The sequence below is a fragment of the Pseudonocardia sp. genome, from assembly GCF_025965585.1.
GTDB lineage: Bacteria > Actinomycetota > Actinomycetes > Mycobacteriales > Pseudonocardiaceae > Pseudonocardia.
This window is the reverse complement of sequence record NZ_JAOPWR010000376.1, coordinates 1-6929: the sequence shown is the minus strand read 5'-3', so window position 1 is coordinate 6929 and position 6929 is coordinate 1. Positions and strand designations below refer to the sequence as shown.

Below are 6929 nucleotides of genomic sequence, written 5' to 3'. Positions count from 1 at the left end.
CGCAGGAGGGTCCGGTTGATCGGTCTCCTGTGGAGCATCGGGGGTGTGGCGCAGGTCAGGACGGGGTATTCCGCGCCGTGCGCCGACGGTGGCTCGAACCCGGACTGTGGTGGTTGCTGCTGTCCGGGCTGTGGCTCCTGACGGCGACGCCGTTGTCGATACCCGAGGTCGTGGTGGCCGGCGTGGTCGCGGTGCCGTGTGCGCTCGCCGCGCGGGCTGCGCGGCGGGCCACGTCGAGGACCTGGCGGTTGCGGGGCGGCTGGGTGCGGTGGCTGCCCGCCGTCGCCGTGGCGGTGCTCGCCGACACGGCCCGGGTGCTGGCTGTCCCTGTCCACGGACGAGACCGCGGCGCCTTGCGCCGGACGCGGTTGCCCGCCGAGCCGGACGAGACCGTGGCCGCCACCCGCCGAGCCGCGGTCACGATCCTGCTGTCGCTCTCGCCCGGCTCCTACGTCGTGGACTGGAGCTCTGCGGAGACCGGGGCGGACGTGGTCGTCACCCACGCACTCACCGACGGCCGGCCGCGCCTTGACGAGGTGCTGGGCCGGTGAACCCGTGGTCGGTCGCCGCTCTCGTGCTGATGACGGGAGGGCTCGGGCCGGCGCTGTGGCTGGGTGTCCGGGGCCGCCCGGTCGCGCGGCTGGTGGGGCTGGAGCTGGGCAGCGCCGTCACGGTGCTCGTGTTGCTGCTGCTCGCCCAGGCCGACGGCCAGTCGCAGTACCTGATCCTTCCGCTGGTGCTGGTGCTGCTCTCGTTCGCCGGCACGCTCGTCTTCACCCGGCTGCTGGGGGCCCGGCCGTGACGACCGGCCATGTGGTCGTCCTCGTGCTCCTCGCTGCCGGGGTGCTCGTCGCCGTTGCGTCCGCGGTCGGAGCCGTCCTGGTGCGCGAGGCGGCCACCCGCCTGCATTTCCTCACCCCCGTCACGTCGGTGGCCGGGCCGCTGCTGGGGGCGGCGCTGGCGGTGGAGAACGGCTGGAGCTCGGCAACCGGGCAGGTGCTGGTCGTGGTGTTGTTGCTGGTGGTGACCGGACCGGTGCTGGGCTCGGCGACCGGCCGGCTCGTGGCTCGGGAGCGTGCGGGGGAGCGGCGGTGAGCGCGCTGGTGCTGGTCGCGCTCGTCCTCGTCGCCGTCGGCGGCACCGCCGTGGTCGGCACCCGCGAGCCCGCCGCCCAGGCCGTGACGCTGTCCGTGTACGGCCTGCTGCTCACCGTGATGTTCCTCGTACTCCAGGCCCCCGACGTGGCGCTGGCCCAGCTCACCGTCGGCGCCGCCGTGGTGCCGTTGATGGTGATGCTCGCGCTGGGAGCGGTCCGCCGCGCCCGCCGCGAGCGGGACGAGAACGACCGGTGACCAGACGGGCGCGGCTGATGCTGGGTCTGCTCGCCGGAGCGGCCGTGGCGACGCTCTGGGTCGTCGGTGTGCTGGGGATGCCGCAGTTCGGCTCGAACGACCACCCCTACCGCGACCGGGCCGTCGCAGCCGCCGTGGAGCACGCGACCGCGAACGTGGTCTCCGCCGTGAACTACGACCAGCGCGCGCTGGACACGTTCGGTGAGGAGACGATCCTGCTGGGATCCGTCGTCGGCGCCGCCACGCTGCTGCGTCCCACGGAGCAGGAGCACACCGACACCGTCGAGCACGACGGTGGCCCGGTGCTCGAAGCCGTGGCGCTGCTCGGGTACGTGCTGCTCCCGGTGACGCTGCTGATCGGCGCCGACCTGGTGGCGCACGGACACCTCACCCCCGGCGGCGGCTTCCAGGGTGGCGTCGTGCTGGGCACCGCTGTGCACCTGCTCTACCTCACCGGACGGTTGCCGATACTGGAGAAGGCGCGCCCGGTCGGGCTGTACCGGGCCGGCGAGGCCGTCGGCACCACCGTGTTCGCGGCAACCGGGCTCGCCGGGCTCGCCGCCGGCGGTGGCTTCCTCGCCAACGTGCTGCCGCTGGGCACGTTCGGCGCGCTGCTGTCGTCGGGCACGGTGCCGCTGCTCAACGTGGCCGTCGGGGTGGAGGTCGCGTCGGGCGTCGTCGTCCTGCTGGCACGCTTCCTTGACCAGGCGCTGCGGATCCGGCAGGACGTCCCGTGACCCTCGTGGCCTACCTCGTGGCCGGGTGGCTGCTACTCGTCGGCGCCTTCGGGATCACCCGCAGCCGCGACCTCGTGCACGCGGTGGTGTGCTTGTCGGTGGCCCAGTCGGGCAGCTACGTGCTGCTCGTGGCGGTCGGGTTCCAGACCGGTGCGGGAGCCCCGGTGTTCGGCACGACGAACCCGCCGAGTCCGGTCGTGGTCGACCCGGTGGTGCAGGCCATGACACTCACCGACGTGGTCGTGTCGGCGACGGTCACCGCGCTGCTGCTCGCGCTGACCGTGCAGGTCGCGCGCCGTCACGGTACAACCGACCCTGACGAGCTGTCGTCGTTGAAGGGATGACCGGGGTGACGGGGGCTGCTGCGCTCGCCCCGCTCGCGATCACCGTGCCCGTCGTCGCGGCGTGCGCGCTGCTCGCCGGCGGCAGCCGGCTCCCGCGGCGGGTTGTCGACGCCGCAGCCACCCTCGCCGCCGCGGCGGTCGCCGGCCTGGACGTCGCCCTGCTGGCCGCCGCGGAGCAGGGGCCCGTCGTCACCTGGACCGGCGGCTGGTCACCGACCGTGGGCGTCACGTTGGTGGCCGACCCCATCGGCGCCGGTGTGGCACTCACCGCGGCCCTGCTGCTGGTGTGTGCCCTGGTGTTCAGCTGGCGCTACTTCGACACCGCCGAGGCCCACTTCCCGGCGCTGATGCTGCTGTTCCTCGCCGGCATGACCGGGTTCGCGCTGTCGGGCGACCTGTTCGACATGCTCGTGTTCTTCGAGCTGATGGGGGCGGTCGCGTACGCGCTGACCGGCTTCCACACCGAGGACCCTCTATCGGTGCAGGGCGCCTTGTCGTTCGGCGTGGTCAACTCGCTCGGCGCGTACGTGACGCTGTTCGGGATCGGCCTGATCTACTCCCGCACCGGGCAGCTCGGGCTCGCGCCGCTCTCCGCCGCACTGGCCGCACGACCCGTGGATGCGCTGGTCACGGTCGCGTTCACGCTGGTCGCCACCGGCTTCCTCGTCAAGGCGGCCATGGTGCCGTTCCACTTCTGGCTCGACGACGCGCACGCCGTCGCGCCGACGCCGGTGTGCGTCATGTTCTCCGGGATCATGGTCGAGCTCGGGGTGTACGGCGTCTTCCGTGTCTACATCGTCGCGTTCGGCGTGGCCGTCCCTCCCGGGACGGTGCACCGCGCGTTCCTCGTCCTCGGCACGCTGACCGGGGTGGTCGGGGCCGTGATGTGCCTGGCCCAGCGCCACCTCAAACGGCTGCTCGCCTACTCCACGATCGCCCACACCGGCCTGTTCCTGCTCTCGCTCGGCACGCTGGACGCGGCAGGCACCGCCGGCGGCGCGCTCTACGTCGCGGGCCACGCTGCGGTGAAGTCGGCGCTGTTCCTCATGGCCGGGGTGATCCTCAACCGCTACGGCAGCGTCGACGAGATCGAGCTGCACGGCCGGGGCCGCCGCGCCACCCTGCTGCCGTGGCTGATGCCGCTGGGCGCGCTCGCCCTGGCCGGGCTGCCGCCGTTCGGCACCGGACTGGGCAAGGCCGTCGCCGAGGAGGCGGTGGCCGGCGCAGGCGCGCCGTGGGCGGTCGCGCTGTTCGTCGGCGTCTCCGCCGCGACCGGTGGCGCCGTGCTCCGCGCGGCCCTGCGGATCTACTGGGGCGTGGGGCCCCTACCGGACCACCGCCCGGCCGAGGACGACGAGACCAGCGGCGAGGAGGAGCACGCGGAGGTCGGTAGCCCGCTGCAACGCGTGCCGCCCACCATGCTGGTGCCGATCGGCGTGCTCCTGCTCGGTGGTCTCGCGCTCGGGCTGGTGCCGGCGTTCGCCGACGGCGTCGCCGGGGCCGCGGCCCGTTTCGTCGATCGAGGCGGCTACGTCACGGCAGCGCTGGGCACCGGCACGGGGAGCGCCCCCGTGGCAGTCCCCGTCACCGAGTGGACGGCCACCGGCGTGGGACTCGGGCTGCTCTCGGCCACGCTCGCCGTGGTGGTCGCGCTCCTCGCGGTACACGGGCGAGGGCAGCCTCGCCTGATCGCAACGGCCCAGGCGCTGCAGCCGGCGCTCACCGGCCTGCGCCGGCTGCACTCGGGACACATCGGCGACTACGTCACCTGGCTGCTCGTCGGGGTCGCCGCGCTGGGCGCGCTGCTGGTGCTCCCCTTGTCCTGAATACGTGTCGTCCTGAATACGTGCGCTCCCTGGGCCCGCGCGACGGGTGGCTGAGGCGAGGGCGGCCACCCGGCGCATCGCACACGGCGGCCTCGTCCGCGAGCAGCCAGACGACCGTGCCGGACCCGTCGGGCTCCGCGGGGCAGAAGTGCTGGGGCGATGCCGGCCCGGGCGGCTGCGCGCTCATCCCGGCGTCGTCTCTCCACCGATCGGTGCCAACACCTCGCCGGTGTAGTAGCTCGACAGCCGCTCGGAGGCGAAGAACACATACGACGGGGCGATCTCGTCGGGCTGGGCGGGGCGGCCCATCGGCACCTGCCGGCCGAACGACTCCACCTTCTCCGGCGGCATCGTCGAGGGGATCAGCGGCGTCCAGACCGGGCCCGGCGCGACGCAGTTGACGCGGATACCGCGGTCCACCAGGGCCTGCGCCAGCGACATCGTGAGCACGTGCACCGCGCCCTTGGCCGCCGAGTACGCGATGAGGCTCTTGTTGCCGCGCAGTCCGTTCACCGAGCCTGTATTGATCACCGCGCTACCCCGGCCCAGGTGCGGCAGCGCGGCCTTGGTGACTCGGAAGTAGCTGTGCACGTCGACGTCGAACGTCCGGAGCCACGCCTCGTCGGTGATCTCCTCGGGCGCCTCCACGACCTGCTGCGTCGCCACGTTGTTGACCACGACGTCCAGACGGCCGAGCTCGGTGACCGCCCGCTCCACCACGGCAGCGCAGTGATCGGCGGCGGCGAGATCGCCCCGCACCCGCACGCAGCGCCGCCCCTCGGCCTCCACCAGCTTCGCCGTGTGCTCGGCGTCGACGTCCTCGCTGAGATAGGCGATCGCCACGTCGGCGCCCTCCTTCGCGAACGCCACGCACACCGCGCGGCCGATGCCGGAGTCGCCGCCGGTGACGAGGGCGACCTGCCCGTCGAGCAGGCCGCGCCCCACGTAGTCGCGCATCTCGTCATGCGGCTCCGGGTCCATCGCCCCGGTCTCACCCGGTGGCTTCACGACCGGGCCTTTCGCGTCGCGCGCGCGTTGGCCTTCTCGATCTCCTCCACGAGCTCGTCCTTGCGTAGCTTCTCCGGGTGCTCGATGCCGACCTTCTCGGCGACGTCCTCGAGGTGGCCCTTGCTCGCGCTGGCGTCCACACCCTGCGCGGTCGGCGCCGGGTGACGGCGCGACTCCTCCCCACCCCGGGCAGCCTGCCGGTCGGACGGCCCAGGCTCGTCCTTGGGCTCCCAATGGTCGCCCACCTTCTCGTGGGTGTGCTTGAGCGACGAGTACGCGGTCCGGCGGGCACGCTCGCCGTCACCGTAGGTTTCCTCAGCGGCCTCGAGGGTCTTCTCGTAGGTCCGCACCGCCTTGTCACCGGAGCGCGCGATGGTCGATGGCACGTCCTCGCGCATCCGCTCGGTCTGCTGGTGATCGTCGGCCATGTTGGCCACCTCCTTCGGATCACCGGGTGGCTACCCCGTACCAGCGGGGCCGAACCGGGCCAGGTGGACCTGGAAGAACTCGCCGCGACGGCGGCCGACGACCCGCGACCGCATCGTCGGCACCGTCGCGCTCATTTAGATGGTCCGGCGGCATGAACCCCGCGGCCAGGGGTATCGCAACCGGGTCCGGGAGAGACCCGCGAGAGGAGCAGCAATGATGGCCGTCACGACCGGCCGACTGCCGGGCGACGAGGCCCGCCGACCCACCGAGATCCCCCCGCGCGGCTGGTGGCAGATCGTCCGCCGCGCCATGCGGGAGAGCAGCGACGACAACGTGTCGATGCTCGCCGGGAGTGTCGCCTACTTCGTGTTCCTCGCGTTGTTCCCGGGCCTGATCGCAGCGGTGACCCTGTACGGGCTCGTCGCCGATCCCGCCCAGATCGAGCGGCAGGTCGGGAGCCTCACCTCGATGCTGCCGCGGGAGATCCAGCCGCTGATCGTCAGCCAGCTGACCTCGATCGTCTCGGGCAGCCACGGAGCACTCGGCGTCGGGCTGGTCGTGTCGCTGCTCGTCGCCCTCTGGTCCGCGTCCAGCGGCACGAGCAGCCTGATCGAGGCCGTGAACCTCGCCTACGACGAGAAGGAGACCCGCAACTTCGTTCGCAGGCGCGGCCTCGCCCTGCTGCTGACGCTCGGCGGCCTCGTATTCGTCCTACTGGCGCTGGCGCTGGTGGCGGTGGTCCCGCTGGTGCTGAACATATTGCACCTGGGCCTCGTCGCGGCAGTCGTTGCGCAGGTCCTGAGATGGGTACTGCTGGTGGTGCTCGTGATCCTTGCGCTCGCGGTGGTCTACCGGGTGGCGCCCGACCGCGACGCCCCGAAGTTCCGGTGGGTGAGCCCTGGATCGATCGTGGCCACCGTACTGTGGATCGTCGGCAGCGCCGCGTTCAGCTTCTACGTCGACTATTTCAGCAACTACAACAAGTTCTACGGAGCGTTGGCGGGTGTGGTCGTACTGCTCCTGTGGCTCTACCTCACCTGCTACATCGTCCTGCTGGGCGCCGAGATCAACGCGGAGGCCGAGCGGCAGACCCGACGCGACTCGACCGAGGGCGAGGAGCAGCCGCTTGGCGAGCGCGGGGCGACCGCCGCGGACGAGGTGGCGCGGGACTGAGGGGGAATCAGGCGCGGTCGGTGCCGGCCGTCGGTCCTGACGTCGGCGCTGTCACCGCCT

At 72.4% G+C, this 6929-nt stretch carries 10 protein-coding genes; 8 read left to right on the top strand and 2 right to left on the bottom strand.

The genetic code is table 11. The annotated features are described in order from the left end of the window. Positions 1–77: 77 nt before the first annotated feature. Genes JWR81_RS23340 through JWR81_RS23310 form a run of 7 tightly spaced genes read left to right on the top strand, consistent with a single transcriptional unit; the run spans position 78 to position 4259 of the window. Positions 78–551, top strand: a complete 474-nt coding sequence (locus tag JWR81_RS23340) for a hypothetical protein (protein WP_297657036.1) — start codon at positions 78–80, stop codon at positions 549–551. Then, on the top strand, positions 548–802 hold the full coding sequence (locus JWR81_RS23335) for a monovalent cation/H+ antiporter complex subunit F (RefSeq protein ID WP_297657033.1): 255 nt from the start codon (positions 548–550) through the stop codon (positions 800–802). Before JWR81_RS23340 ends, JWR81_RS23335 begins: the two co-directional genes overlap by 4 nt. Beyond that, positions 799–1095 carry a monovalent cation/H(+) antiporter subunit G gene (locus JWR81_RS23330; RefSeq protein ID WP_297657030.1) on the top strand — a complete coding sequence of 99 codons (297 nt, stop codon included), beginning with the start codon at positions 799–801 and terminating at the stop codon, positions 1093–1095. The genes JWR81_RS23335 and JWR81_RS23330 overlap by 4 nt, the downstream gene beginning before the upstream one ends. Continuing rightward, positions 1092–1352 carry a DUF4040 domain-containing protein gene (locus JWR81_RS23325; RefSeq protein WP_297657027.1) on the top strand — a complete coding sequence of 87 codons (261 nt, stop codon included), beginning with the start codon at positions 1092–1094 and terminating at the stop codon, positions 1350–1352. The genes JWR81_RS23330 and JWR81_RS23325 overlap by 4 nt, the downstream gene beginning before the upstream one ends. Then, positions 1349–2089, top strand: coding sequence for an MnhB domain-containing protein (locus JWR81_RS23320; protein ID WP_297657024.1), 741 nt, complete (start codon positions 1349–1351; stop codon positions 2087–2089). Before JWR81_RS23325 ends, JWR81_RS23320 begins: the two co-directional genes overlap by 4 nt. Next, entirely contained in the window at positions 2086–2433 is a 348-nt protein-coding gene (locus JWR81_RS23315) for an NADH-quinone oxidoreductase subunit K (RefSeq protein WP_297657021.1), read from the top strand. The genes JWR81_RS23320 and JWR81_RS23315 overlap by 4 nt, the downstream gene beginning before the upstream one ends. Positions 2434–2438: 5 nt before the next feature. Continuing rightward, on the top strand, positions 2439–4259 hold the full coding sequence (locus JWR81_RS23310) for a complex I subunit 5 family protein (protein WP_297657018.1): 1821 nt from the start codon (positions 2439–2441) through the stop codon (positions 4257–4259). Positions 4260–4442: 183 nt separating this feature from the next. Here JWR81_RS23310 and JWR81_RS23305 read toward each other — a convergent pair whose 3' ends face one another. Together JWR81_RS23305 and JWR81_RS23300 are read right to left on the bottom strand one after the other, a co-directional pair. Further along, positions 4443–5240 (bottom strand): SDR family oxidoreductase, encoded by a 798-nt coding sequence (locus JWR81_RS23305; protein WP_297657039.1) that lies wholly within the window; start codon positions 5238–5240, stop codon positions 4443–4445. Positions 5241–5263: 23 nt separating this feature from the next. Further along, on the bottom strand, positions 5264–5695 hold the full coding sequence (locus JWR81_RS23300; RefSeq protein ID WP_297657015.1) for a ChaB family protein: 432 nt from the start codon (positions 5693–5695) through the stop codon (positions 5264–5266). A 217-nt stretch (positions 5696–5912) separates the two neighbouring features. Here JWR81_RS23300 and JWR81_RS23295 point away from each other — a divergent pair, with 217 nt between their 5' ends. Then, entirely contained in the window at positions 5913–6869 is a 957-nt protein-coding gene (locus tag JWR81_RS23295; RefSeq protein ID WP_297657012.1) for a YihY/virulence factor BrkB family protein, read from the top strand. Positions 6870–6929 lie beyond the last annotated feature (60 nt).

Excerpts from the sequence above, each read along its gene's own strand:
- JWR81_RS23300 (WP_297657015.1), bottom strand. The coding sequence starts at position 5,695 with ATGGCCGACGATCACCAGCAGACCGAGCGGATGCGCGAGGACGTGCCA.
- JWR81_RS23295 (WP_297657012.1), top strand. The coding sequence starts at position 5,913 with ATGGCCGTCACGACCGGCCGACTGCCGGGCGACGAGGCCCGCCGACCC.
- JWR81_RS23305 (WP_297657039.1), bottom strand. The coding sequence starts at position 5,240 with ATGGACCCGGAGCCGCATGACGAGATGCGCGACTACGTGGGGCGCGGC.